The sequence below is a fragment of the Aeromicrobium sp. NPDC092404 genome, assembly GCF_040684095.1.
Lineage (GTDB): Bacteria > Actinomycetota > Actinomycetes > Propionibacteriales > Nocardioidaceae > Aeromicrobium.
Map to the genome: position 1 here is coordinate 1,058,915 of NZ_JBFBFI010000001.1, position 22,957 is coordinate 1,081,871.

The 22,957-nt window shown below is 69.7% G+C and carries 24 protein-coding genes; 1 reads left to right on the top strand and 23 read right to left on the bottom strand.

The features are described 5' to 3' along the window. Positions 1–45 precede the first annotated feature (45 nt). The 22 genes from pyrR to AB0N22_RS05515 form a co-directional block, all read right to left on the bottom strand. Positions 46–591 (bottom strand): bifunctional pyr operon transcriptional regulator/uracil phosphoribosyltransferase PyrR, encoded by a 546-nt coding sequence (gene pyrR / locus AB0N22_RS05410; protein ID WP_364636927.1) that lies wholly within the window; start codon positions 589–591, stop codon positions 46–48. Positions 592–941: 350 nt separating this feature from the next. Next, a complete protein-coding gene (locus AB0N22_RS05415) occupies positions 942–1,673 on the bottom strand; it encodes a WecB/TagA/CpsF family glycosyltransferase (RefSeq protein WP_364636929.1) in 732 nt (243 codons plus the stop codon). Between the two features lie 142 nt (positions 1,674–1,815). Next, positions 1,816–2,226: a transcription antitermination factor NusB gene (gene nusB / locus AB0N22_RS05420; RefSeq protein ID WP_364636931.1), complete on the bottom strand. Its 411-nt coding sequence runs from the start codon at positions 2,224–2,226 to the stop codon at positions 1,816–1,818. Further along, complete coding sequence (gene efp / locus AB0N22_RS05425) at positions 2,226–2,792, bottom strand: elongation factor P (protein ID WP_364639228.1); 567 nt, start codon at positions 2,790–2,792, stop codon at positions 2,226–2,228. The genes nusB and efp overlap by 1 nt, the downstream gene beginning before the upstream one ends. Then, positions 2,789–3,856: a Xaa-Pro peptidase family protein gene (locus tag AB0N22_RS05430; RefSeq protein ID WP_364636933.1), complete on the bottom strand. Its 1,068-nt coding sequence runs from the start codon at positions 3,854–3,856 to the stop codon at positions 2,789–2,791. Before AB0N22_RS05430 ends, efp begins: the two co-directional genes overlap by 4 nt. Continuing rightward, the gene (gene aroB / locus AB0N22_RS05435; protein ID WP_364636935.1) at positions 3,853–4,947 is read right to left on the bottom strand and encodes a 3-dehydroquinate synthase; all 1,095 of its coding nucleotides are present in this window, start codon (positions 4,945–4,947) and stop codon (positions 3,853–3,855) included. Before aroB ends, AB0N22_RS05430 begins: the two co-directional genes overlap by 4 nt. Further along, positions 4,944–5,456, bottom strand: coding sequence for a shikimate kinase (locus AB0N22_RS05440; protein WP_364636937.1), 513 nt, complete (start codon positions 5,454–5,456; stop codon positions 4,944–4,946). Before AB0N22_RS05440 ends, aroB begins: the two co-directional genes overlap by 4 nt. After that, entirely contained in the window at positions 5,453–6,631 is a 1,179-nt protein-coding gene (gene aroC, locus AB0N22_RS05445) for a chorismate synthase (protein WP_364636939.1), read from the bottom strand. Before aroC ends, AB0N22_RS05440 begins: the two co-directional genes overlap by 4 nt. Before the next feature lie 48 nt (positions 6,632–6,679). Beyond that, positions 6,680–7,006 (bottom strand): thioredoxin, encoded by a 327-nt coding sequence (gene trxA / locus AB0N22_RS05450; RefSeq protein ID WP_364636941.1) that lies wholly within the window; start codon positions 7,004–7,006, stop codon positions 6,680–6,682. Beyond that, entirely contained in the window at positions 7,003–7,134 is a 132-nt protein-coding gene (locus tag AB0N22_RS05455; RefSeq protein WP_364636943.1) for a hypothetical protein, read from the bottom strand. Before AB0N22_RS05455 ends, trxA begins: the two co-directional genes overlap by 4 nt. Position 7,135: 1 nt before the next feature. Further along, the gene (locus AB0N22_RS05460) at positions 7,136–7,411 is read right to left on the bottom strand and encodes a MerR family DNA-binding transcriptional regulator (protein ID WP_364636945.1); all 276 of its coding nucleotides are present in this window, start codon (positions 7,409–7,411) and stop codon (positions 7,136–7,138) included. A 50-nt stretch (positions 7,412–7,461) separates the two neighbouring features. Then, the gene (locus tag AB0N22_RS05465) at positions 7,462–8,130 is read right to left on the bottom strand and encodes an A24 family peptidase (RefSeq protein ID WP_364636947.1); all 669 of its coding nucleotides are present in this window, start codon (positions 8,128–8,130) and stop codon (positions 7,462–7,464) included. A 10-nt stretch (positions 8,131–8,140) separates the two neighbouring features. After that, complete coding sequence (locus AB0N22_RS05470; RefSeq protein ID WP_364636949.1) at positions 8,141–8,944, bottom strand: shikimate dehydrogenase; 804 nt, start codon at positions 8,942–8,944, stop codon at positions 8,141–8,143. Next, on the bottom strand, positions 8,944–10,089 hold the full coding sequence (gene mltG, locus AB0N22_RS05475; RefSeq protein ID WP_364636951.1) for an endolytic transglycosylase MltG: 1,146 nt from the start codon (positions 10,087–10,089) through the stop codon (positions 8,944–8,946). Before mltG ends, AB0N22_RS05470 begins: the two co-directional genes overlap by 1 nt. Before the next feature lie 7 nt (positions 10,090–10,096). Further along, positions 10,097–10,519: a Holliday junction resolvase RuvX gene (gene ruvX / locus AB0N22_RS05480; RefSeq protein ID WP_364636953.1), complete on the bottom strand. Its 423-nt coding sequence runs from the start codon at positions 10,517–10,519 to the stop codon at positions 10,097–10,099. 26 nt (positions 10,520–10,545) lie between these two features. Then, entirely contained in the window at positions 10,546–13,203 is a 2,658-nt protein-coding gene (gene alaS / locus AB0N22_RS05485; protein ID WP_364636955.1) for an alanine--tRNA ligase, read from the bottom strand. Continuing rightward, positions 13,203–13,475: a DUF6167 family protein gene (locus tag AB0N22_RS05490; RefSeq protein ID WP_364636957.1), complete on the bottom strand. Its 273-nt coding sequence runs from the start codon at positions 13,473–13,475 to the stop codon at positions 13,203–13,205. The genes alaS and AB0N22_RS05490 overlap by 1 nt, the downstream gene beginning before the upstream one ends. After that, complete coding sequence (locus AB0N22_RS05495; RefSeq protein WP_364636959.1) at positions 13,472–13,960, bottom strand: hypothetical protein; 489 nt, start codon at positions 13,958–13,960, stop codon at positions 13,472–13,474. Before AB0N22_RS05495 ends, AB0N22_RS05490 begins: the two co-directional genes overlap by 4 nt. An 18-nt stretch (positions 13,961–13,978) precedes the next feature. Beyond that, positions 13,979–15,343: a replication-associated recombination protein A gene (locus AB0N22_RS05500; RefSeq protein WP_364636961.1), complete on the bottom strand. Its 1,365-nt coding sequence runs from the start codon at positions 15,341–15,343 to the stop codon at positions 13,979–13,981. Between the two features lie 48 nt (positions 15,344–15,391). After that, the gene (gene aspS / locus AB0N22_RS05505) at positions 15,392–17,164 is read right to left on the bottom strand and encodes an aspartate--tRNA ligase (protein ID WP_364636963.1); all 1,773 of its coding nucleotides are present in this window, start codon (positions 17,162–17,164) and stop codon (positions 15,392–15,394) included. Further along, complete coding sequence (gene hisS / locus AB0N22_RS05510) at positions 17,161–18,471, bottom strand: histidine--tRNA ligase (RefSeq protein WP_364636965.1); 1,311 nt, start codon at positions 18,469–18,471, stop codon at positions 17,161–17,163. The genes aspS and hisS overlap by 4 nt, the downstream gene beginning before the upstream one ends. Continuing rightward, positions 18,471–19,163, bottom strand: coding sequence for an MBL fold metallo-hydrolase (locus tag AB0N22_RS05515; protein ID WP_364636967.1), 693 nt, complete (start codon positions 19,161–19,163; stop codon positions 18,471–18,473). Before AB0N22_RS05515 ends, hisS begins: the two co-directional genes overlap by 1 nt. A gap of 65 nt (positions 19,164–19,228) precedes the next feature. On the opposite strand from AB0N22_RS05515, the gene AB0N22_RS05520 reads away from it, so the two are divergent. Further along, positions 19,229–20,464 carry a DUF349 domain-containing protein gene (locus AB0N22_RS05520; protein WP_364636969.1) on the top strand — a complete coding sequence of 412 codons (1,236 nt, stop codon included), beginning with the start codon at positions 19,229–19,231 and terminating at the stop codon, positions 20,462–20,464. A gap of 43 nt (positions 20,465–20,507) precedes the next feature. Here AB0N22_RS05520 and AB0N22_RS05525 read toward each other — a convergent pair whose 3' ends face one another. Then, positions 20,508–22,808, bottom strand: coding sequence for a bifunctional (p)ppGpp synthetase/guanosine-3',5'-bis(diphosphate) 3'-pyrophosphohydrolase (locus tag AB0N22_RS05525; protein ID WP_364636971.1), 2,301 nt, complete (start codon positions 22,806–22,808; stop codon positions 20,508–20,510). Positions 22,809–22,957: the final 149 nt, after the last annotated feature.

Sequence of the window (22,957 nt, forward strand, 5' to 3'; positions counted from 1 at the left end):
GAAGGAGCGGCATGACCGCCCCGTTGTTCACTCGCTGGCGCTCGCTCATGCCGCTCCTCCCCTGATGTCGACCGCATCACGGTCGTCGGACTCGGTGAGCGCGACCTTGACCTTCTCGACCAGCGACGTCGGCAGGTTCTTGCCCACGAAGTCGGCCCGGATCGGCAGCTCGCGGTGGCCGCGATCGATCAGGACGGCGAGCTGGACGGCCTTGGGCCGGCCGAGCTCGTTGAGCGCGTCGAGCGCAGCCCGGATCGTCCGGCCGGAGAACAGCACGTCGTCGACGAGCACGACGATCTTGCCGTCGATGTCGTCGGGGATCTCGGTGTGCTCGAGCGCCCGGGCCGGCTTGAGGCGCAGGTCGTCGCGGTACATCGTGATGTCGAGTGCCCCGGCCGTGATGGTGCGGCCCTCGACCTCGGACATCCGCGTCGCGATGCGCCTGGCCAGGTGGACCCCGCGCGTCGGGATGCCGAGCAGCACGATGTCGGAGGCATCGCGGTTGCGCTCGAGGATCTCGTGCGTGATGCGGGTCAACGCGCGGGAGATGTCCTTGTCGTCCAGGACGGTTCGAGCGGGTGCGTCCACCACTCGGGGATCGTGCGCTGCGTCAGCACGGGGGGCGCCATCGGACGCGACCATGTCTGACCTCCTTCTCCGCCTCTCGGGACGGCCGTTAAAGGATGTCGATGTTGCGGCTCAGCCTAGCAGCGCTCCCTACGCGATCGGGACGCGGCTCACGGCGTCCTGGCCCGATTGCTGCGCGACGGTAGGGGCACCCCGAGGCCCAGGTCGGCGTCGATCCCCCGGTCGAGTGCACGACGCCCGAGCCCTCGAAGGAGGTGCCGAATCCGTTGGCAGCGGGCAGGAGCAAGGCGTGACGTTGGGGGCGGTGCAACGGGAGGGAGAAAGCCCCCAACGCCACGGTTCTTAGGGGTCGGTCAGACCCGGTTGCGACGCAGGTAGCTCGGCAGGATGACCTTGAGGAACACCGGCAGGCACTCGATGAAGTAGCGCCGGAACAACCGCCGCGGCTCCTGGGCCAGGCGGTAGAACCACTCGATCTTGAGCGTGCGCACCCAGTGGGGCGCCATGGTCGCGTTGCCGGTCACCATGTTGACGGCGCCGCCGACGTTGAGCACGACGCCGCCGAACCCGGCGCGCCGGACCTCCTCGCCGATCATGTCGCCGAACGGTGGCGTCACGGCGACGATCAGGAGGTCGACGCCGTACTTCTGCAGCTTCTTGGCCAGGCGCTTGGGCTTCCAGTCGCCGCGCTGGCCGTGCTCGCGGAAGACCACGTGCAGGCCGGAGTCGTGGAGCTGGCCGCGGAAGTCGTAGCCGACGTGACGGTCGGCGCCCAGGATTGCCGCGTTCTTGCCGTGGAACTGGCGCCCCGCGAGCATCCGCTCGATGAACTCCGAGCCGGTCACCCGGGCCGGGTCGATGCCACGGGAACGCATCAGCGAGACGATGGGCCAGCCGTCGGCCGTGATGAAGTCGGCCTCGTCGATCGTCTTGGCGAAGTCCTTGGACTTGGCCGCGAGCGCCAGGTGGTGCAGGTTGACGGTCTGGATGCGCTTGGGACGCAGGTCCAGCACGGCGGCGTCGAAGTCGTCATTGTTCAGGATGCACTTCTCGGCCATGCGATCGATGAGCTCGTCAGTGATCACGGATTCCCCTGTCTCCACTGAGGCCTGTGGGCCTCGATTCCCCGATGAGACCTGTAGGCCTCAGGGATGGAGAGTGGGAACCGCAGCGGTTATGACGTACCGGCCAACGTATTTGTCGCCCATGTGTCCAGCGACACAGGAATCAGGCGGTGAGCGTGGGCTTCAGCTCGACGATCCTGCTCAGCAGACCGTTGACGAACGACGGCGACTCGTCAGTCGACAGGTCGCTCGCGAGGCTCACGGCCTCGCTGACCGCGACCGCATCGGGCACGTCGTCGACGTAGAGGATCTCGTACGCCCCGATGCGCAACAGGTTGCGGTCGACGGCCGGCATGCGGTCGAGCGTCCAGTCCTTGGCGTTCTCGGCGATGATCTCGTCGAGGCGGTCACGGTGCGTCACGACGCCCTCGATGAGCTGGACGGCGTAGTCGTTGACGGGATACTCGGCGTCACCCCGCCGGTCGGCGAGGGTGCCGCCGGTCGGCAGGCTCTGCGCCTCGGACTCGAAGAGGATGTCGAGCGCGCGCTTGCGGGACTTGGTGCGGGCTGACATCAGGACGACACGCGACCGAGGTAGCTGCCGTCGCGGGTGTCGACCTTGACCTTCTCGCCGTTGACGATGAAGAGCGGGACCTGGATCTCCTTGCCGGTCTCGAGGCGCGCGGGCTTGGTGCCGCCGCTCGAGCGATCGCCCTGCAGGCCCGGCTCGGTGTACTCGACGAGCAGCTCGACCGACGCCGGCAGCTCGATGTAGAGGGGCACGCCCTCGTGCATCGCGACCATCGCGTCCTGGTTGTCGAGCATGTAGTCCTTGGCATCACCGACGACGGCGTCGGAGATGTTGACCTGGTCGTACGTCGTCTTGTCCATGAAGACGTACGAGTCGCCGTCGTGGTAGAGGTACTGGAAGTCACGCTTGTCGACGTTGGCCGTGTCGATCTTGGTGCCGGCGTTGAAGGTCTTGTCGACGGTCTTGCCGCTCATGACGTTCTTGAGGGTCGTCTTGACCATCGCGCCGCCCTTGCCGGGCTTGTGGTGCTGGAACCACACGACGGACCAGAGCTGTCCGTCCAGGTCGAGGACCATGCCGTTCTTGATGTCGTTCGTGGTGGCCATCAGCCGATCTCCAGGAGGTCTTTGGTCATCGTGGTGAGCACCTCGGGGCTGCCCGTGGTCACGAGGACGGTGTCTTCGATACGCACTCCCCCACGACCCGGGACGTAGATGCCCGGCTCCATCGTGAGGACAGTGCGACTAGCCAGTTTACCTGTCTGCGCGGGCCCGATGAACGGGTCCTCGTGGATCTCGACGCCGACCCCGTGCCCGAGGCCCGTCGTGAACGCGTGCAGCCAGCCTGATGCCTCGAGCGACGACGTCGCCGCAGCGTACGAATCGGCGATCGCGGTCCCCTCGGTCAGGGCCTCGAGGCCGGCGGCCTGGGACGCCCGCACGGCGGCGTGGACCTCGCGCTGCCAGTCGTCGGCCCTGCCCAGCACGAACGTGCGGGTGCAGTCGGCGTGGTAGCCGTCGACCCGAGCGCCGAAGTCGACCTTGACGAAGTCGCTGGTCGCCAGGACCCGGTCCGTGGGGCTGTGGTGCGGGATGGCGGAGTTCTCGCCGGCTGCCAGGATCGTCTCGAAGGCGATCGCCTCGGCGCCGAGGTCCAGCATCCGGTTCTCGAGATCGCGCGCGACGGCCCGTTCGGTACGTCCGACCAGCGGCCCTTCGATCAGGGCCTCCAGGGCGCGGGTCGAGATGTCACAGGCCCGGCGGAGCGCGGCGATCTCCGAGTCGTCCTTGACCACGCGCAGGGACTCGACGAGGCGTTCGGCCGGCACGAAGGACGTCTCGGGGGCCAGTTCCCCGAGACGGACGTGCGCGTCGACGCTCATCGTGTGCGTCTCGGCCGCCCAGGTGGCGCCGGTCATCACCTCGACGGCCATGCCCAGCAGGTCACGACCGATGCGGTGCTCGACGTCCGGCAGCTCTTGGGCCGCTTGGTCCCGGTAGCGCCCATCCGTCAGGAAGACGGGCGCGCCGTCGCGGGGCACGACCAGCGCGGCGTTGGACCCGGTGAACCCGGTCAGGTAGCGGACGTTGACGAGCGTCGTGACCATCACCCCGTCGAGGCCGCGATCGACCAGCTCCGCCACGAGGCGGGAGCGGCGGTCCGCCGCCGTCACGACGAGACGGCCCGGTAGGCGTCGAGCAGGAGCTCCTCGTCGGGACCGGCGAGGATCGTCGGCCTGGCCAGCCCGTCGAGGACCACGAATCGCAGCTGGTCGCCTCGGGTCTTCTTGTCCAGCCGCATGGTCGACGAAAGGGCTTCCCAGATGCCCGGACGGTACGTCATGGGGAGACCGAGCGTGCCCAGGATCGAGCGGTGACGGTCGAGGAGGGCCTGATCGATGCGGCCCGCCCGGTGCGCCACCTCCGCGACGTAGACCATCCCGATGGCGACCGCCTCGCCATGGCGGATGCGATAGTGCTCGAAGCGCTCGATCGCGTGCCCGAAGGTGTGCCCGTAGTTGAGCGCCTCACGGCCGATCTGGCCGTCCTCGCCCGTCTCACGCAGATCGCCGGCGACCGCGCGGGCCTTGACGGTGATGCCCTTCGCGATGAGCTCGGCGACGATCGGCGAGGTGGCATCGGTCGCGGCCTCGGGCGCGGCCTCGATCAGGTCGAGGATGGTGGGATCGGCAATGAAGCCGCACTTGGCGACCTCGGCGAGCCCGCTGCGCAGCTCCGCGGCCGGCAGGCTCTGCAGTACGTCGAGGTCGCACAGCACGCCGACCGGCTCGTGGAACGCGCCGACGAGGTTCTTGCCCTCGGCTGTGTTGATCCCGGTCTTGCCGCCGACCGCGGCGTCGACCATGCCGAGGACGGTCGTCGGGACGTTGACGAACCGCACGCCGCGCAGCCAGCTGGCCGCCACGAACCCGGCGAGGTCGGTCGTCGCTCCCCCGCCGAGCCCGACGATGACGTCGCTCCGGGTGAACCCGTTCTCGCCGAGCACCTTCCAGCAGAACGCCAGCACGTCGGAGTTCTTGGCCTGCTCGCCGTCGGGCACCTCGATGAGGTGCACCTCGAGCGCGTCGGAGACGAGCGGCTCACGCAGGACCTCGGCCTGCTTGGCCATCGTCGGTGAGTGGATGATCGCGACGCGCAGCACGCCGAGGCCGAACCCGACGAGTCCGCGCAGCTGCTCGTGCACGCCGTTGCCGATCACCACGTCGTACGGGCGGTCGGTCGGCACGGTCAGGCGGGTCGTCATGCGGAGTCCTCGTCGATCAGCTGCAGGGCCCGGTCGGTGACCTGGGCGGCGTCGAGATCGTCGGTGACGATCGTGAAGCGTGCGACCTCGCCGTAGAGGGGGCGACGCTGGTCCATCAGGTTCTTCATCTGCGCGCGCACGTTGCCGAGCAGCAGCGGTCGGTTGGCGTTCATGCCGACCCGGGCCACGGCCGCCGGCAGGCTCACGTCGAGGAAGATCACGCGGTGCTGCGCCAGCTGCTCGCGGGTCGCCGGGCTGAGCACGGCACCTCCCCCGAGGGCCAGCACGCCGTCGTGGTCGCTGAGCGCCGCGGCGACGGCCTTCTCCTCCAGTGCGCGGAAGTGCGCCTCGCCGTGGTCGACGAAGATGTCCTGCACCGACATGCCCTCACGGGCCTCGACGTCCTGGTCGGTGTCGCGGAACGCCAGGCCCAACCGATCGGCCAAGGCCTGGGCCACGGTCGTCTTGCCCGCGCCGGGCGGACCGACGAGGACGACGACGGGGCTCAACGGTGCCTCAGGTTCGCGAGGTAGCCCTCGACGTTGCGGCGGGTCTCCACGACCGCGTCGCCGGCGAACTTCTCGAGGATCGCGTCGGCGACGACGAGCGCGACCATGGCCTCGGCGACGATACCGGCAGCGGGCACGGCGCACACGTCGGAGCGCTGGTGGTGGGCACGGGCCTCCTCACCGGTCTCGACGTCGACCGTGCGCAACGCGCGCGGGACGGTGGCGATGGGCTTCATCGCCGCGCGGACGCGGAGGAGCTCCCCGGTCGTCATGCCGCCCTCGGTGCCACCCGAGCGTCCGGAGACACGACGGATGCCGTCAGCCGTCGGGACGATCTCGTCGTGCGCGAGCGAGCCACGGGTGCGGGCCAGCTCGAAGCCGTCGCCCAGCTCGACTCCCTTGATCGCCTGGATGCCCATCAGGGCCGCAGCGAGCCGTCCGTCAAGGCGCTTGTCCCAGTGCGTGTGCGAGCCGAGGCCCGGCGGCAGGCCCTCGACGACGACCTCGACGACACCGCCCAGGGTGTCGCCGTCCTTGTGGGCCTGGTCGATCTCGGCCACCATCGCGGCGCTGGTCGCGGGATCGAAGCAGCGCACGGGATCAGCGTCGAGCGCCTCGACGTCGCCATGTCCGGGGATGACCCCTGCCGGTGCACGCACCGTGCCCACCTCGACGACGTGGGAGACGATCGTCGCGCCGGTGGTCTGCTGGATGAACTGGGCGGCGATCTCGCCGAGCGCCACGCGGGCGGCGGTCTCGCGAGCGCTGGCCCGCTCCAGGATCGGCCGGGCCTCGTCGAAGCCGTACTTCTGCATGCCGGCTAGGTCTGCGTGGCCGGGCCGGGGGCGGGTCAGGGGCGCGTTGCGCTTGAGTCCGTCGAGGACGTCGGCGTCGACCGGATCGGCCGCCATGACCTGCTCCCACTTGGGCCACTCGCTGTTGCCGATGCGCAGCGCGATCGGGCTGCCCATCGACGCGCCGTGCCGCAGGCCGCCGACGATCTCCAGCTCGTCCTGCTCGAACGCCATCCGGGCACCGCGTCCGTAGCCGAGGCGCCGCCGCGCCAGGGCGGCCTGGATGTCCTTGCTGGTCACCTGCACCCCGGCGGGCAAGCCCTCGAGGACGGCGACAAGGGCGGGGCCGTGCGACTCACCTGCGGTCAACCAACGAAGCATGGGAGCAATTCTCCCATGGCCCGAGGCCCGTTCGGGACGGCGCCCGTCCTAGCCGAGCAACCGGTCCAGCTCGGCAGCGAGCGCGCGCTTGGGCTTGGCGCCGACGATCGACGCGACGAGCTCACCGCGCTGGAACACCTGCAGGGTCGGGACCGCCATGACCCGCTGCGCAGCAGCCGTGACGACGTTCTCGTCCGAGTTCATCTTGACCATGCGGAGCCGGACCCCGTACTCGTCGGCGAGCTCCTCGAGCACGGGCGAGACCTGGCGGCACGGGCCGCACCACTCGGCCCAGTACTCGACCAGCACCGGCGTCTCGGAGGCCAGGACCTCGGCGGCGAAGGTCGCGTCGGTGACAGAAGGCAGCGTGCTCATCGGATCTCCTGGAGGTCGTGGGTCGTCGGGGTCAGCTCGCACAAGGGCTCGGCACGATCCGATGCACGGGCGAGCAGGGCGATCAGTGCGTCGCGACGCTGGGTCAGGTCGGCGATCCGCGCACTCATGTCAACGATCGCGGCCCGGTACGTCTCGAGGGACGCAGGGTAGTCGTCGCCCTCCTCGTTGCCCGAGACGAGGCAGTCGAGGAAGGGGCCTGGTCCGGTCTGCCTGGATCCCCAGCGCCCCCAGTGCGTGCACCTCGCGGACGAGGCGCACGGCGCGCTCGTCGTAGTCGCGGTAGCCGTTGCCGAGTCGCTGCGCCGTGACGAGCCCGAGTGACTCGTAGTAGCGCACTGCCTTGATGGTGACCCCGGCCTGCCGGGCGACCTCGCCGATCCTCATGCCGATCACGCTAGACCTTGCCCACAGGGTCAAGGTCAAGCCCACGCAGGTCAGACGCTGTAGATCGCCGGGCCCCAGGCCGCACCGATCACGGCGCCGACGACCATGTAGGGCCCGAAGGCGTACGACCTGGGCACGACCTTGAGCAGCACCAGCACGAGCCCCAGGACGCCGCCGAGGATGAACCCGGCGTAGATCCCGACCATGACCTCGCTGACGCCGAGGGCCCCCAACGCCGCGGCGAGGACGCCCGACAGCCGCACGTCACCGAACCCGAAGCCGCCCCTGGTCACGCCGTGCAGGATCCGGAACAGGACGTAGACGACGATGTTGGCCACCAGCGCGTCGACGAGGACGTCGACGTCGCGCAGCAGGATCGTCCCGAGCCCGATCAGGAGCCACGTCACCAGGTAGGTCGGCGCCACCACGGCGTAGGGCAGCAGCCGGGTGCGCCAGTCGATGTAGGCGAGCCACGAGCCGACGCCTGCGACGAGGACCCAGACCGGCAGCAGCTCGACGTCGTCGATCCGCCAGGCCACGACACCGGCCATCACGGCAGCTCCGAGGGCGAGCCCGGCCGTCAGGCCTCGCGCCCTCGAGAGGTTCGCGTAGGTGATCTTGTCGGCATCCGGCTCCGCGGGCTCCGGGATGCGGCGCATCACGAAGGGTCCCGCGGCACCGAGGATGGCCGCTGCGAGAGCGGCGATGGCGATCGTCACGCCAGCGAACCTAGCGGGTCGCGAGCTCAGCCAGCGCCGCTCGACGCAACAGCTGTGGAGAAACCCGGCTGCCCGTCATGAGCTCGACCTGCAGCGCAGCCTGGTGCGCCAGCAGGTCCAGGCCCGACACGATGCGCACGTCGGCCTGTTCGGCGGCCTCGGCGAGCTGCGTCGGCCACGGGTCGTAGACCACGTCGAAGACGGCACGCGACGAGTCGACGAGCTCGTGGGATCGTGACCCGACGGCCTCACCGGGCACCGTGGAGATCAGCAGGTCGAGCTTGTCGATCAAGGGCTCGTCGATCGTGTGGACCGTCACCTCGAGCCCGGCGCCCCTGGCCACCTGAGCCGCCTCGACGGCTCGCGACGGCTCCCGCACCACGAGCTCGACCCGCTCGGCACCCATGGTCGACACGGCGTACGCCATCGAGGCAGCGGTCGCGCCGCCACCGAGGATGCGGGCCGACGTGACCCGCTCGACTCCGCGCTCGATCAACGCCGCCACGGCTCCCGGCACGTCGGTGTTGTCCGACCGCAGGCCCGAGTCCTCGACCAGGACCGTGTTGGCCACGCCGAGCCTGCCGACGACCTCGCTCGCTTCGCCGACGAGGGCCGCCGTGCGGCGCTTGAGCGGTGCGGTGACCGAGAACCCGCGCACGTCGTCCCCGAGCGCCGACAGGAACGGCTCGAGACCGTCCTCGTCCAGCTCGACGGCCTCGTAGGACCAGTCGAGGCCGAGCTCGGCGTACGCCGCACGGTGCATCGCCGGGGACAGCGAGTGCGCGATCGGCGAGCCCAGGACGGCGCAGCGCATCAGCAGATCTTGTCGTCGGCCGACCGGCAGTACTCCTGGAGCTGGACGACGGCGCGGTCGTGCTCGTTCTTGGTGTCGGAGAACACCGTCTCGCCGGTCTCGAGGTTGACCGCGACGAAGTAGAGCCAGTCACCGTCGGCGGGGTTGAGCGCCGCCTCGATGGTCTTGGCTCCCGGCGAGCCGATCGGGCCCGGAGGCAGGCCGGCGGCCTTGTAGGTGTTGTAGGGCGAGTCGGAGTTGCGCTCGTCCTCGGTCGTGAAGACGTCACCCTCGCGCCCGCTGGCGTACGAGACCGTCGAGTCGAGCTGCAGCAGCATGCCGTCGCGGAGCCGGTTGTAGAGGACCCGGGCGACCTTGGGGTAGTCCGCGTCCTTCTTGGCCTCGAACTCCAGGATGCTGGCGACGGTGAGGACCTCTTCGCCGTCGAGCCCGAGGGCCCGCGCCCGCGTGCCGATGTCGAGATCCTTGGCGACCGAGAGCGTCTTGCTCACCATCTCCTTGAGCAGCTGCTTGGCGGTCGTCTTGGCGCCGACCGAGTAGGTCGCCGGGTAGAGATAGCCCTCGGGGTTGCCCTTGGCCACGTCCGGCAGGCCGATCCCCTCGGGGTCCTTGAGCGCCTCCTTGACGTCGGCGGCCGAGATCTTGGTCTTGGCGGCGATGATCTTGGTGATGTTCTTGACGCGCGAACCCTCGGGGATGGTCACCCGCGTCTCGCCCGGCGCCCCCACGATGTTGCCCTTGTCGGACAGCGCCTTCATGGCCGCCTCGGCCGACATCTGCTTCTTGACCTTGTAGAAGCCGGCCTGGATCGCCTGGAAGCGGGTGTCCTTGAGCGCGAGCTGGTAGAACGCGTCGGCGCTCTTGACGACGTCCTTGTCGGCCAGGATCTTGGCCATCTGCTGACCGTTGGAGTTCGGCGGGATCTCGACCACGACACTGCCCGTGCCGCTGCCGGAGTAGTCCTCGGGGCCGCCGATGAAGCTCGACACCTTGCCCCACACGAACCAGCCGCCGGCGACCAGCGCCACGATGACGAGCAGCGTCACGATGCGGCGGCCCCCGGAGCCGCCGGAAGGCGAGTCGGCGCGCCTGCGCCCGGGGCCTGAGGAGCCACCTGTCATCAGGTCCAGTCCGCTGTCGCTCATCAATCCCTCACAAGGTCTCGCCGGGTGCGGACCCGCGGGTCCGTTCGGTGTCCAAAGCCGTCTGCAGGATCACGGTAGCGGCAGCTTGGTCGATCACGGTCCTTCGGGAGGCCCCTGACCGGCCGCTGTGTCGCAGCTGACCCGCAGCGGTCATGGTCGACATGCGCTCGTCGAACAGCCTGATCGGCACCGGATCGATCGCGGGCTGCAGCTCGGCGCAGAACGCGCGCACCTTGACGGCCGCCGGCCCTTCACGGCCCGACAGGCCGACCGGCAGGCCGACGACGCACTCGATCGCGGCGTGCTCGACGACGAGCTCGGCGAGTCTGGCGATCGCACCAGGGCCCGCCGCGACCGTCTCGACGGGTGTCGCGAGGATGCCGTCGGGATCGCTCATGGCGACCCCGATGCGGACGTCTCCGACGTCCACGCCGATCCTGCGGCCGCGACGCATCGTCACGCTGACAGTGCCGCCTCGACCGCAGCGAGCGCCGCCGGGATCGCCGACACGTCCGTGCCGCCGCCCTGCGCGACGTCGGCCTTGCCGCCGCCGCGGCCGCCGATCTGCTCACCGACGACCCCGATCAGCTGGTTGGCCGACAGACCCCGGTCCTGGGCGGCGTCGTTGAGCGCGACGACCACAGCCGGCTTGTCACCCGCATCGCCGATCACGACGACGACAGCGGGCCGGTCGCGCAGGCGTCCGCGGATGTCGAGCGCCAGCGTGCGTACGTCTCCCCCGCCGGCGCCGGCAGCGTGGTGGCCGACGTACGCGACACCGTCGATGTCCTTGGCCGCCGCCGCGATGTCGCCGGCCGCACCCAGGAGCTGGGCCGCCTTCAGGCGCTCGGCGGCCTTCTCGGCGTTCTTGAGCCGTTCGAGCAGGTCCTTGACGCGTCCGGGGACCTCACCGGGCTGGGTCTTGAGGATGTCGGTGAGCTGACGCACCACGTCGCGCTCGCGCGCGAGGTACTCGAAGCCCTCGATGCCGGTCAGTGCCTCGATGCGCCGGTTGCCCGCTCCGACCGACCCGTCCGAGGTGATGACGAGGGTGCCGATCTGCGAGGACCGCTCCACGTGGGTGCCACCGCAGAGCTCGCGCGACCAGGGGCCGCCGATCTCGACGACGCGCACGTCCTCGCCGTACGTCTCGCCGAACAGCGCCAGCGCGCCGAAGTCGCGTGCCTCGGGCAGCGTCATGATCTGGGCGCGGACCGGCAGGTCGGCCCGCAGGGCCCGGTTGGACGCCTCCTCGACCTGGTGCAGCTGGTCGGGCGACAGCGCACCGTTCCAGCCGAAGTCGAGCCGCAGGTAGCCGGGACGGTTGTAGGAGCCGGACTGCAGCGCGGTGGGGCCGAGCACCTCGCGCAGGGCGGCGTGCACGACGTGCGTGCCGGAGTGCGCCTGGCGCGCGCCGAGGCGCCACTCGGGGTCGACAGCCGCCTCGAGCTGACGGTCGAGGATCAGCTCGCCGTCGAGCACCCGCACCTGGTGCACCACCAGGCCGCGGACGGGGCGCTGGACATCGAGCACCTCGGCACGGCCGCCGTCCCAGGTCAGCACGCCCGCGTCGGCATTCTGGCCGCCGGACTCGGCGTAGAACGGCGTGCGGTCGAGGACGACCTCGCCGATCGATCCGGCGGTGATCGCCGGGACGCTGTCGCCTCCGGCGATCAACGCGATGACCCGCGACTCCGTCGTCAGGTCCGTGTAGGCCAGCCAGTCGGTCGGGCCGTTCGCATCCAAGGCGGCGCGGTAGACCGTGGTGTCGGCGTGCGCGCCCTTCTTGGACTTCGCGTCGGCCTTGGCGCGCGACCGCTGCTCGGCCATGAGGGAACGGAAACCCTCCTCGTCGACGGCGAGCCCCTGCTCGGACGCCATCTCGAGCGTCAGGTCGATCGGGAAGCCGTAGGTGTCGTGGAGCGCGAACGCCTGCTCGCCCGGCAGCGTGGAGCCGCCCTTGTCCTTGACCGCGATCGCGGCGCTCTCGAAGATCTGCGTGCCCTTGCCGAGCGTCTGGCGGAACGCGTCCTCCTCGGCGTACGCGATCTGGGAGATGCGCGGGAAGTCGGCCTCGAGCTCGGGGTAGGACGCCTTCATGCGGTCCAGGCTCACGGGCAGCAGCTCCGGCAGCGCCGGGTCGTCGAAGCCGAGCAGCCGCATGGATCGCACCGCCCGCCGGAGCAGACGACGCAGGACGTAGCCCCGCGCCTCGTTGCCCGGGGTGACACCGTCGCCCATCAGCATCAGGCCGCTGCGGACGTGGTCGGCGACGACACGGAAACGTACGTCGTCGGTGTGGTCCTTGCCGTAGGTGCGGCCAGAGATCTCCGAGGCCTTCTCGATGACCGGGTAGACCTCGTCGATCTCGTAGAGATTGCCCTTGCCCTGCAGCAGGTAGGCGACTCGCTCGAGACCCATGCCGGTGTCGATGTTCTTGTTGGGCAGGTCACCGAGGACGTCGAACTGGTCCTTGGCCCGGACGTTGGTGATCTCCTCCTGCATGAACACGAGGTTCCAGATCTCGAGGAACCGGTCCTCGTCGACGACCGGGCCGCCGTCGGGGCCGAACTCGGGACCGCGGTCGACGTAGATCTCGCTGGCCGGGCCACCGGGCCCGGCGACGCCCATGTGCCAGTAGTTGTCGAGCAGCCCACGGCTCTGGATGCGCTCGTCGGGCAGGCCGGCGATCTCCTTCCAGAGGCCGCGCGCCTCGTCGTCGGAGTGCAGCACGGTGACCCAGATCGTGTCGGGGTCGAAGCCCAGGCCGCCGTCCTCGACCGAGCCGGTGATGAGGCTCCACGCGTGCGTGATCGCGCCGGCCTTGAAGTAGTCGCCGAACGAGAAGTTGCCGTTCATCTGGAAGAAGGTCCCGTGACGGGTGGTCTTGCCTACTTCCTCGATGTCTTGGGTGCGTACGCACTTCTGGACGCTCGTGGCGGTGTCCCACGGCGGGGTCTCCTGGCCCAGGAAGTAGGGCTTGAACGGCACCATGCCGGCGTTGACGAACAGCAGGTTGGGATCGTCGAACAGCAGGGGCGCCGAGGGCACGACGGTGTGGCCGGCGTTCTCGAAGTGGGCGAGGAATCGGCGGCGGATCTCCGCGGTCAGCATCAGGTCTGGTCTCTCTGGGTGTGCTCGGCCTCGAGGCGGAGCAGGTCGGTGTGGTCGTGGGGGGTGCCGGACAGCTCGCGCGCGATGTCGCGCTGACGAGTCTCCATGCCGTCTCGCAGCTCCGAGCTGAACGCTCGCCAGCCGAGCCCGAGGGCTGCGGCCTGGTCGACGAGACCTGGCGTGGAGAGCCGGTAGGCGGCTCGGCGCGCCTTGACGGAGGCGTAGAGCCCGGCCGCCGAACCGGCCGCGAACCAGATCACCCGCGATCTCATGGCCGGCCCAGCCATTCCTCGGAGGGCGGAGTGGGGCGGCCTGCCCGGATGGCACGGCGCCCGGCTTGAAGCCGCTCGCGACGCCGGCGACGGTACTCACGGCGCATCAGCGCGGCGATGCGGTCGCGGCTCTCGGGCCGAAGCGCGTGGGCCACTCCGTGGGCCAGGATCGACAGACGGACGCCGGGGCGCCCGAGGGCGGCGTTGACCACCTGCTGCTGGGTCGGCGGCACCACCAGGTGCCCCTCGACAACCCGCGGAGCGAGCTCGGCCGACACGTCGGGGCTGACGTCGACGAGGTCGTCGGGCCGGCCCTCGAAGCGGACGACCTCGGCCCGATGCGGAGCGGAGGACCGCTGCGGCGCTGCTGACGCCGGCGAGGCCGGCGTGCTGCGCCGGGCGGCGCGGACGGCGACGAGCGCAGCACCGATCGCCACGACCGCCAGAACCGCGGTCGCGACGAGGATCCAGAGCTCCGCCGACATGCCCACGAGCCTATCTCGTCAGCGGTCGCGCAGGATGGCCCGGATCACGGCGAGACGCTCACCGAGCCGCGCCTCGAACCCGTGCTCGCTGGGCTCGTAGTAGGTCGCTCCGTCGACGTCGTCCGGCGCGTACTGCTGCCCGACGACACCCCGCACGTCGTTGTGCGGATAGCGGTAGTCGTGGCCGTGACCGAGCTTCTTGGCCCCGGAGTAGTGCGCGTCGCGGAGGGCCGGCGGGACGGCGCCCACCTTGCCGGCGTGCACGTCGGCCTGGGCGCGGTTGATCGCCTCGACGACGGCGTTGGACTTGGGCGCCGACGCCAGGTGGATCACGGCCTGGGCCAGCGGGATGCGGGCCTCCGGGAAGCCGATCATCGCGACGGCCTGCGCCGTGGCGGTCGCCAGCGGCAGCGCGGTCGGGTCGGCCATGCCGATGTCCTCGCTCGCGTGGATCATCAAGCGCCGGGCGATGAAGCGCGGGTCCTCGCCTGCCTCGATCATGCGGGCGAGGTAGTGCAGGGCCGCGTCGACGTCGGATCCCCGGATCGACTTGATGAACGCGCTGATGACGTCGTAGTGCTGGTCGCCCTGGCGGTCGTAGCGCACCGCCGCCTTGTCGACCGCGAGCGCGGCGTCCTCGACGTCGATCTCGTCCTTGCCCTGGCTCGTCGCGGCACCGGCGGCGGCCTCGAGATAGGTCAGCACGCGGCGGCCGTCGCCGCCGGCGAGGCGTACGAGGTGGCTCCTGGCCTCGTCGGTCAAGGTGACCTTGCCCGCGAGGCCACGCTCGTCGGTCAGCGCCCGGTCGACCAGCACTCCGATGTCGTCGTCGGTCAGCGACTCCAGCGTCAGCAGGAGCGACCTGCTGAGCAGCGGGGAGATGACGCTGAAGTGCGGGTTCTCGGTCGTGGCGGCGACGAGCGACACCCAGCGGTTCTCGACACCGGGCAGGAGTGCGTCCTGCTGGGACTTGCTGAAGCGATGGACCTCGTCGACGAACAACACCGTCTCGACGCCGCTCTGGGCCAAAGCACGACGGGCGCCGGCGATCGTCTCGCGGACCTCCTTGACGCCGGCCGAGACCGCTGAGACCTCGACGAAGCGGCGCTGGGTATGGGCGCTGAGCAGGCTCGCGATCGTGGTCTTGCCGGTCCCGGGCGGCCCCCAGAGCAGGATCGTCAGGGGCTGGTTGCCCTCGATCATCTGCCGCAGAGGCGAGCCCGGTGCGAGCAGGTGCTGCTGGCCGACCAGCTCGTCGAGCGACCGAGGCCGCATGCGTACGGCCAACGGCGCCGACGCATGCGTGTTGCCCGACAGCGATCCGCCGCCCGTGCCGGTGGACGGGGGCGCCTCAGGAAGGTCGAACAACCCGTCGTCAGTCATGCTGCGAGCCTAGTTCTCCCCCGCGACGGTTTACCACGCCGCAGCCGGTCAGGGGGAGGTCTCGGCCTTCTTTGGCTCGGGCTTCCAGTCGACGCCGGCGTCCTTGCGTTGCTCGGGCGTGATCGGCGCCGGCGCCGCGGTCAGCGGGTCGAAGCCGCCGCCGGACTTCGGGAACGCGATGACCTCGCGGATCGAGTCCGCCCCGGCGAGCAGGGCACAGATGCGGTCCATGCCGACGGCGATGCCGCCGTGGGGCGGGGCGCCGAAGCTGAACGCGTCGAGCAGGAAGCCGAACTTCTCCTGCGCCTCCTCCTCGCCGATGCCCATCATCGCGAAGACGCGCTTCTGGATGTCCTCGCGATGGATTCGGATGGATCCACCGCCGAGCTCGTTGCCGTTGCAGACGATGTCGTACGCCCACGCGATCGCGTTGCCGGGGTCGGTGTCGAACGTGTCGAGATCCTGCGGCGAGGTGAAGGCATGGTGCACGGCGGTCCAGGCGCCCGCTCCGACGGCGACGTCGCCGGACGCGACAGCGTCGCTCGAGGGCTCGAACAGCGGGGCGTCGACGACCCAGACGAACTCCCAGGCGGACTCATCGATGAGCCCGCAGCGCTCGCCGATCTCGAGACGTGCGGCACCCAGCAGGCCGCGGGTCGACTTGGTCGCCCCGGCACCGAAGAAGACGCAGTCGCCGGGCTTGGCGCCCACGTGGTCGGCGAGGCCGGCCCGCTCGGCGTCGCTGAGGTTCTTGGCCACGGGTCCGCCGAGCTCGCCCTCGTCGGAGATCGTGACGTACGCCAGGCCACGCGCGCCGCGCTGCTTGGCCCACTCCTGCCACGCGTCGAACTGGCGTCGCGGCTGCGAGGCGCCGCCGGGCATCACGACCGCACCGACGTACTCGGCCTGGAACACCCGGAACGGGGTGTCCTTGAAGAACTCGGTGCACTCCACGAGCTCCTGGCCCATCCGCAGGTCGGGCTTGTCTGAGCCGAACCTGCGCATCGCCTCGGCGTACGTCATGTGCGGGATCGGCGTCGGGATCTCGTAGCCGATGAGCGACCACATCTTGACGAGGATCTGCTCCATGAGCTCCAGCACGTCGGCCTGCTCGACGAAGCTCATCTCGATGTCGAGCTGCGTGAACTCCGGCTGGCGGTCGGCGCGGAAGTCCTCGTCGCGGTAGCAACGGGCGATCTGGTAGTAGCGCTCCATGCCACCGACCATCAGCAGCTGCTTGAACAGCTGCGGGCTCTGCGGGAGGGCGTACCAGCTGCCGGGCTTGAGGCGTGCGGGCACCAAGAAGTCGCGCGCGCCCTCGGGCGTCGAGCGAGTCAGTGTCGGCGTCTCGATCTCGACGAAGTCCTTGGCGGCCAGCACCTCGCGGGCGGCGGCGTTGACCTTGCTGCGCAGCCGGATCGCCGCGGCCGGGCCGGAGCGGCGGAGGTCGAGGTAGCGGTACTTGAGACGGGCCTCCTCGCCGACGTCGACGTGGTCGTCGATCGGGAACGGCAACGGCGCCGCCGAGCTGAGGATCTCGACGTCCTCGGCGATGACCTCGATGTCACCCGTCGGGATGCCGGCGTTCTCGTTGCCCTCGGGGCGCTGCTGCACCGTGCCGACGACCTTGAGGCAGTACTCCGCACGCAGCTGGTGCGCGACCTCCTCGCGGACGACGACCTGAACGACGCCCGAGGCCTCCCGGAGGTCGATGAACGCGACGCCGCCGTGATCTCGACGACGGGCCACCCATCCGGCGAGGGTGACCTGCTGGCCGATGTGTTCGGCGCGCAGGCTTCCGGCGTCGTGGGTGCGGATCACGTGTTCTGCTCCTTGCTCGGTGTTTCGAGGATGTGCGGCTTGAGGTCTTCTATGGGCGGGGACCAGGTGCCGGGGTCGGCGTCGACCTGCTCCCCCGAGCGTATGTCCCGGATGGACGACGGGGTGAACCAGACGTACGGGATGCCGCGTCGCTCGGCGTGCTGGATCTGCTTGCCGAACTTGTCGGCCTTGGGAGCGACCTCCGTGGCGATGCCGCGGGCTCGCAGCTGCCGGGCGACCTCGTTGCTGGCGTGACGGGAGTCCTCGGAGTCGACCGCGACCAGGACCACCGACGGGACGGAGCGCGAGGCGGTGAGGCCGAGCGGCACGAGCAGCCGCGAGACCCCCAAGGAGATGCCGACCCCCGGGTACGTCGACCGCTTGTCCTGCGCGAGCTGGTCGTAGCGTCCGCCGGAGCAGATCGACCCGAGGTGCTCCCAACCCGCCAGGCGCGTCTCGAACACCGTGCCGGTGTAGTAGTCGAGCCCTCGCGCGATGCGCAGGTCGGCCGTGACGACGACCCCGTCGACGCCGGCGGCGCCCTCGATGACCTGGGCGAGCTCTGCCAGGCCCTCGGCGAGCACCGGGTGGGTCACGCCGAGCGACTCGACGCGCTCGACGAACGACGTGTCCGTCGTGACGACCTGCGCGAGCGCCAGCACCTGGTCGGCCTGCATCCCGTCGAGCCCCTGCTCGAGCAGCAGGTCGCGGATCTTGTCGGCCGGCACCTTGTCGAGCTTGTCGACGACCTGCATCACGGCGACGGGGTCGGTGACGCCGAGGCCGAGGTAGAAGCCCTCGAGGATCTTGCGGTTGCTGATCTGGAGCGTCGCCGTGGGTATCGGCAGGCCGGCCAGGGCCTCCGCCATGACGCGAGCGACCTCGACGTCGAAGTGGAACGGCAGCACGTCGCGGGCGACGATGTCGATGTCGGCCTGGGTGAACTCGCGGAACCTGCCCTGCTGCGGGCGCTCGCCACGCCACACCTTCTGGATCTGCCACCGCCGGAACGGGAACTCCAGCTTGCCGGCGTTCTCGAGGACGTACCTCGCGAACGGCACGGTCAGGTCGTAGTGCAGCGCCAGCTCGGCAGGCTCGGAGTCCGCTGCAGCGAGGCGCTTGACGGCGTAGACCTCCTTGTCGATCTCGCCCTTGCGCAGCAGCACGTCGAGCGGCTCCACCGCACGGGTCTCGACGTTGGCGAACCCGTGCAGCTCGAACGTCTGACGGAGGTGGTCGAGCACCTGCTGCTCGACGGCCCGCTCACGCGGAAGGAACTCGGGGAAGCCGGACAGCGCCTTGGCCATCACATGACCTCCGCGAGGAACGGGTTGGTCGCCCGCTCGCGGCCGATCGACGTCTGGCCGCCGTGGCCCGGCAGCACGACGACGTCGTCGTCGAGCGGCAGGACGCGGTCGCGCAGGCTGTCCTGCATCTGCGGGTGCGAACCGCCGTTGAGGTCCGTGCGGCCGATCGACCCGGCGAACAGGAAGTCGCCGGAGAACATGATCTGCGAGACGTCCTCGGGCCCGTCGTAGTCGACGCGGTAGAACACCGTGCCCGGGGTGTGCCCGGGCACGTGGTCGACGAGGAACGTGAGCCCGTCCACCTCGATGCGGGCTCCGTCGACCGCGTCACGTACGTCCGCAGGCTCGGTGAAGTCCGGGATGTCGGTCATGCCGAGCTGGGCCCGCAGCATCGCGGCGGACTCGTTGGAGATCGCCGCCATCGGGTCCGAGAGCAGGTGCCGGTCGGCGGGGTGGATCCAGACCGGGCAGGCGTACTCCGCTGCGACGTCCTGCGCGCACCACATGTGGTCGAAGTGACCATGGGTGACGAGCACCGCCGACGGGGTGAGGTTGTGCTCGGCGACGACCGCGTGGACGCCGTCCATCGCATCCATGCCGGGGTCGACGATCGCGCAGCCGGTGCCGGGGCCACGGGAGACGAGATAGCAGTTCGCCTGCAGCGGACCGGCGGGAAATGACGTGAGAAGCACGTGCGACAGGGTACGCGAGGCGCACTGGCGTCCCCGCGCCCGGCAGGCACCCTAGACTGTCGCCCATGAGTTCTGCGCCCACGAACCCTTGGGGTCGTGTCGACGACGAAGGCAACGTCTACGTCAAGACCACTGACGGTGAACGACTGATCGGCCAGTGGCCCGGTGGTGACCCCGCCGAGGCGATGTCGTTGTACGTGCGACGCTACGAGGGTCTCGAGGTCGAGGTCGACCTGCTCGAGAAGCGGCTCGAGGGTGGTGCACTCTCCCCCGACGACGCCGCGAAGGCCGTCACCAAGGTGCGCGCGCAGATCGTCGACGCGCAGGCCCTGGGCGACCTCGACTCGCTCCTGAAGCGTCTCGACGCCCTCCAGCCCGCGATCGACAAGCAGCGTGAGCAGCGCAAGGTCGAGCGTGCGGCGAAGGTCGCCGAGGCGCAGACCGAGAAGACCCGCATCGCCGAAGAGGCCGAGAAGATCGCCGCCGGCAACGACTGGAAGGCCGGCGCCGACCGCCTCCGCGCGCTGCTCGACGAGTGGAAGGCACTCCCCCGGCTCAGCAAGTCCGCCGACGACGAGCTCTGGCACCGCTTCAGCACGGCCCGCACGGCGTACACGCGCCGTCGCAAGACCCACTTCGGCGAGCAGTCCACGCTCCGCGAGCACGCCAAGACGGTCAAGGAGAAGCTCATCGTCGAGGCCGAGGCCTTGTCGACCTCGACCGACTGGGGCCAGACCGCCGGCAAGTACCGCGACCTGATGGCGGAGTGGAAGAAGGCCGGCTCCGCACCCCGCAACGTCGAGGACAAGCTCTGGAAGCGGTTCAGGGCTGCGCAGGATGCGTTCTTCACCGCCCGCGACGAGGCGAACGCCAAGCTCGACGCCGAGTACGAGGTCAACGCCGAGAAGAAGCTCGAGATCCTCGCCGAGGCCGAGAAGCTCCTGCCGATCAAGGACGTCGACGCCGCCCGCAAGGCGTGGCTCGACATCGCGGACCGCTGGGAAGAGGCCGGCAAGGTCCCCCGGGCCAGGATCAGCGAGTTCGAGGGCCGGATCCGCAAGGTCGAGCAGGCCGTGCGCGAGGCGACCGAGAGCAAGTGGAAGAAGACCGACCCCGAGAAGTCCGCACGCGCCGACGACATGATCGGCAAGCTGCAGCGGGCGATCGACGAGGTCGGCGAGAAGATCGCCGCTGCCGAGGCCAAGGGCGACAAGAAGCGGGTCAAGGACCTGCAGGCCGACCTGGACTCGAAGCAGGCGTTCCTCGACATGGCCAAGAAGGCCCAGGCCGACTTCTCCTGACCACACCCCGGCTCCAACCTCGGCGTGCTGCTGCCTGTCGGCGTTACTGGGTGAGGCGGTAGACGTCGAAGACGCCTTCGACCGTACGCACGGCGGAGAGCACGTGGCCCAGGTGCTTGGGATCGGCCATCTCGAACGTGAACTTCGACTTGGCCACGCGGTCGCGGCCGGTCGACAGCGACGCCGACAAGATGTTGACGTGCTGGTCGGAGATGACCCTCGTGATGTCGCTCAGCAGCCGCGGACGGTCGAGGCCCTCGACCTGGACCGCCACGAGGAACGTGCTCTTGCCGGTCGGCGCCCAGTGCACCGAGACCAGCCGCTCGGACTGGCTGCGCAGCGCCAGCAGGTTGACGCAGTCGGTGCGGTGCACCGAGACGCCGGCCGTCCGGGTGACGAACCCCTCGATCGTGTCGCCCGGCACCGGGGTGCAGCAGCGCGCCAGCTTGATCATGATGTCGCCGTCGAGTCCCTCGACCACGACCCCGGCGTCACGGTTCTCTGTGCGGGGCTGGCGACTGCCGACGCCGGGCAGCGTGGTGGCCTCGGCAAGGTCCTCCTCGGCGCCCTCGCGGCCACCGGCGAGGTCGATGACCCGCTCGACGACGTTCTGCGGGCCGACGTTGCCCTCGCCGACCGAGGCGTAGAGCGTCGACACGTCGGCCAGATGGAGCTCCTTGGCGACGGTGTCGAGGGTCTCGTGCCGGAACAGCCGGTGCAGCGGCAGGCCCTCCTTGCGCATCTGCTTGGCGATCAGGTCCTTGCCGCGCTCGATCGCCTCGTCACGACGCTCCTTGGTGAACCACTGGCGGATCTTGTTGCGCGCCCTCGGACTGGCGACGAACTCGAGCCAGTCCCGGCTGGGCCCGGCATCGGGCGACTTCGAGGTGAAGATCTCGACGACGTCGCCGCTCTCGAGCTCGGACTCCAACGACACCAGCCGACCGTTGACCCGCGCGCCGATGCAGGCGTGCCCGACCTCGGTGTGGACGGCGTACGCGAAGTCGACCGGCGTGGCCTTGGCCGGCAGCTGGATGAGGTCGCCGCGCGGCGTGTAGGCGTAGACACCCGCGTTGTTGATCTCGAACCGCAGGGAGTCGAGGAAGTCGACGGAGTCCGAGGTCTCGGACTGCCAGTCGAGCAGCTCGCGCAGCCACAGCATGTCGTCCTTGTCGGGACCCTTGCCGGACTTGCCGGCGGTGGCGTCCTCCTTGTACTTCCAGTGCGCGGCGACACCGTACTCAGCACGGCGGTGCATCGCGTACGTTCGGATCTGGAGCTCGACCGGCTTGCCCTGCGGGCCGATCACGGTCGTGTGCAGCGACTGGTACATGTTGAACTTCGGGACCGAGATGTAGTCCTTGAACCGACCCGGGATCGGGTTCCACCGGGCGTGCAGCACGCCCAGGACGCCGTAGCAGTCGGCGACGGAGTCGACGAGGATGCGGACGCCGACGAGGTCGAAGATGTCGGAGAACTCACGGCCCCCGACCAGCATCTTCTGGTAGATCGAGTAGTAGTGCTTGGGCCGGCTCGACACCTTGGCCTTGAGCTTGACGTGGCGCAGGTCGGACTCGACGTCGCTCACGACGCGCTCGAGGAACTGCTCGCGGGAAGGGGCCCGGTCGGCCACGAGCCGCACGATCTCGTCGTAGACCTTGGGGTGCAGGGTCGCGAACGCGAGGTCCTCGAGCTCCCACTTGATCGTGTTCATGCCCAGCCGGTGCGCGAGCGGCGCGAAGATCTCGATGGTCTCGCGGGCGATGCGCTCCTGCTTGTCCTGCCGCAGGTAGCGCAGGGTCCGCATGTTGTGCAGGCGGTCGGCGAGCTTGATGACCAGCACGCGGATGTCCCGGCTCATCGCGACGACCATCTTGCGGATGGTCTCGGACTGGGCGGAGTCGCCGTACTTGACCTTGTCGAGCTTGGTCACGCCGTCCACGAGCTGCCTGACCTCGTCGCCGAAGTCGGCGCTCAGCGCCTCGAGCGTGTACTCGGTGTCCTCGACCGTGTCGTGCAGCAGCGCGGCGCACAGCGTCGGAGCGGTCATGCCGAGCTCGGCCAGGATCGTGGCGACCGCGAGCGGGTGGGTGATGTAGGGGTCGCCGCTCTTGCGGGTCTGCCCGTCGTGCATCCGCTCGGCGATCTCGTACGCCTTCTGGATCGCGGACACGTCACCCTTGGGGTGGGTCGTGCGGTAGACCTTGATGAGGGGGTCGAGCACGGCATCCGAGGAACCGGACTTGCCACCGATGCGGGCCAGCCGGTTGCGAACGCGCGCGGAAGCGGGGGCCGAGTCGACGTTCTTGGACTCGACCGGTGGCGCCTCGGTGCGTTCAGCCATCGTGCTCCTCCCTGTGTCCCTCAATGGTAGGCCAGCGGGTCACGCCCAGGGTCAGGTCAGCACCCCGTCGATCAAGGTGGCCGCCGTGGCGAGCACCAGCACGGCGACCAGGACGAGGGCGACGATGCGGACCTGACGGGGATTCATGG